The 3,273-nt window shown below is 62.1% G+C and carries 2 protein-coding genes; both read left to right on the top strand.

The window, feature by feature from the left end:
- The first annotated feature begins 64 nt into the window (after positions 1 to 64).
- Entirely contained in the window at positions 65 to 1,222 is a 1,158-nt protein-coding gene (gene macA / locus AC6I6U_RS19255; RefSeq protein WP_497877612.1) for a macrolide transporter subunit MacA, read from the top strand.
- A 2-nt stretch (positions 1,223 to 1,224) separates the two neighbouring features.
- The gene (locus AC6I6U_RS19250; protein WP_497877611.1) at positions 1,225 to 3,186 is read left to right on the top strand and encodes a MacB family efflux pump subunit; all 1,962 of its coding nucleotides are present in this window, start codon (positions 1,225 to 1,227) and stop codon (positions 3,184 to 3,186) included.
- The last annotated feature ends 87 nt before the right edge of the window (positions 3,187 to 3,273 follow it).

Below are 3,273 nucleotides of genomic sequence, written 5' to 3'. Positions count from 1 at the left end.
CTCAACCTCTTAAAACCCGGCGGCGGGGTCGCCGGGTCAACCTCCAACACATTCGTGGTTTTCTATGAAAAAGTTGAAGTTTCGCAAAGTGGTAATCGTGGCCGTACTGGTGGTCCTGGCGGCGGTCATTTTCTACAGCGTCCAGGCACCGGCCAATGCGCCGCAGTACCTGACCGCCAATGTCGAACGCACGGACATCGAGAGTTCCGTGCTGGCCAGTGGGGTGCTGCAGGGCATCAAGCAGGTCGATGTCGGCGCACAAGTCTCCGGCCAGCTCAAGTCACTGAAGGTGAAACTGGGCGACAAGGTCAAGCAGGGCCAGTGGCTGGCGGAAATCGATCCGGTGGTGCTGCAGAACGCCTTGCGCCAGGCGCAGGTCAATGAGCAGAACCTCACCGCGCAGAAACAGGCGGCGGCGGCACAGCTCAAGGATGCCAAGTCGACCTACGAGCGCTACAAGCTGCTGCGCCAGGATGACGCGATTTCCAAGCAGGATTTCGAGACCGCGCAATCGAACTTCGAGGTCAAGAGTGCCAACCTGCTGTCCCTGGACGCACAGATCCGCGATGCACGGATCCAGGTAGAAACCGCCAGGGTCAACCTGGGCTATACCCGCATCGTCGCACCCATCGACGGCGACGTGGTGGGTATCGTCACCCAGGAAGGCCAGACCGTGATCGCCCAGCAGCTGGCGCCGGTGATCCTCAAGCTCGCCGATCTCGACACCATGACCATCAAGGCCCAGGTCTCCGAGGCCGACGTGATTCATATCAGCGAAGGGCAGGAGGTGTATTTCACCATTCTCGGGGACGTCGACAAGCGTTACTACGCCAAGCTGCGCGGCACCGAGCCGGCCCCGCAGAATTTCCTGGAAACCCAGGCCGCCGGTGCCAGCAAGCAGAATACCGCGGTGTTCTACAACGCCCTGTTCGATGTGCCAAACCCCGAGCATCGCCTGCGCATTTCCATGACCGCCCAGGTGCATATCGTCCGCGACCGGGCCAAGGACGTGCTGACCGTGCCGGTCGCGGCCCTGGGCGAGAAGAACAAGGACGGCACGTTCCCGGTGCGGGTGCTCGATGGACAGGGCCAGGCCCAGGTTCGCAACGTACAGGCCGGCCTCAACAACAATGTCCGGGTGGAGATCAAGACCGGCTTGGCCGAAGGTGACAAGGTGGTCATTGGCGAGCCGTCCTCGACACCAGCGGTAGCGGGGGCCTGACCATGAGCCGGCCTCTGTTGGAACTCAAGGGTATTACCCGTCGCTTCGTCGCCGGCGAGAAGGACTTCGTCGCGCTCAAGGACATCAACTTGACGATCAATGCCGGTGAACTGGTGGCTATCACCGGTGCCTCGGGCTCCGGCAAGTCGACCCTGATGAACGTGCTCGGTTGCCTGGATCACGCCAACTCCGGCAGCTACAAGGTTGACGGGCGCGAAACCAGCAGCCTCAGCGACGATGAGCTGGCGCAACTGCGCCGTGATCACTTCGGTTTCATTTTCCAGCGCTATCACCTGTTGCCGCACCTGGCGGCCAACCAGAACGTGGAAATGCCGGCGGTCTACGCCGGTACCGGCGAGAGTAAGCGCAACAGTCGCGCCCAGGAGCTGCTTGAGCGGCTGGGTCTGGCGTCGCACCTGGAGCATCGCCCGAGCCAGTTGTCCGGTGGCCAGCAACAAAGGGTCAGTATTGCCAGGGCCTTGATGAACGGTGGTGAAATCATCCTGGCCGACGAACCCACCGGGGCCCTCGACACCGTCAGCGGCAAGGAGGTGATGAAGATCCTGCTGGAGCTGCACGCTGCCGGGCACACGGTGATCCTGGTGACTCACGATGACAAGGTGGCGGCCCATGCCGAGCGCATCATCGAGATCCGCGACGGCGAAATCCTCAGTGATCGGCCCAACCCGAATCGTTCGCAGGCTGGCGAAAAAACCGCGCAGCGCCTGCCGGCCAAGCCCGGCCAGGGCAATCGCCTGATGGCCAGCCTCGCGCTGTTCCAGGAGGCTTTCGTCATGGCCTGGGTGGCGCTGATCTCGCATCGCATGCGTACCCTGTTGACCATGCTCGGCATCATCATCGGCATCACCTCGGTGGTGTCGATCGTGGCCATCGGCGAGGGGGCCAAGGAGTACGTGCTCAAGGACATCCAGGCCATCGGCAGCAATACCATCGAGATTTTTCCCGGCAACGATTTCGGCGACAACAAGGCGGGTGCCATCGAAACCCTGGCGCTTTCCGATGTGGCGGCCCTGAGCAGCCAGTACTACATCGACAGCGCCTCGCCGAACATCGGCCGCAGCTTGTTGGTGCGCTACCGCAACATCGACGTGACGGCAACCCTCAGCGGGGTCAGCCCGAGCTACTTCCAGGTACGCGGGATCAAGATGGGGGCAGGGGTGGCGTTCAACCAGGATGACGCCCGGCGCCAGGCCCAGGTGGTGGTGATCGACCACAACACCCGCATCCGCCTGTTCGGCCCGTCGGCGGACCCGCTGGGCCAGGTGATCCTGGTGGATAACCTGCCGTGCACGGTGATCGGCGTGACGGAGGACAAGAAGAGCATCTTCAACACCAGCAAGAGCCTGAATATCTGGATGCCCTACGAAACCGCTTCCGGTCGTGTGCTGGGCCAGCGCTTCCTGGACAGCATCACGGTACGGGCCAAGGACGGACAGCCGAGCAAGGTGGTCGAGGACAATATCAACAAGCTGATGGAACGGCGCCACGGCACCAAGGATTTCTTTACCTACAACCTCGACAGCGTGATGCAGACGGTACAGAAGACCAGCCAGTCGCTGGCGTTGCTGTTGTCGTTGATCGCGGTGATTTCCCTGGCGGTGGGCGGCATCGGGGTGATGAACATCATGCTGGTGTCGGTGACCGAACGGACCCGGGAGATCGGCATTCGCATGGCCGTCGGCGCGCGCCAGTCGGATATCCGCCAGCAGTTCCTGGTGGAGGCGGTGATGGTGTGCCTGATCGGCGGGATCATCGGCATTACCCTGTCGTTCGGGATCGGCTATGTGTTTTCGCTGTTGGTCAAGGAATGGAAGATGGTGTTTTCGATGAGTTCGATCGTCACCGCCTTCATCTGTTCGACACTGATCGGCATCGTGTTCGGCTTCGTACCGGCGCGCAACGCCGCCCGGCTCGATCCGATCGAGGCATTGGCGCGTGACTGAGCGACACGCAGGGGCCCCGCGCGGGCTCTTGCCCAACGCCCCGGAATGTCCCTATTTCCCATGCCAGACAGGTCACCGGGGCTGGGT

It is taken from the genome of Pseudomonas sp. UTLPPB19802, from assembly GCF_059730225.1.
The sequence above is the reverse complement of the archived record's forward strand: the minus strand, read 5'-3'. Positions and strand labels throughout refer to the sequence as shown.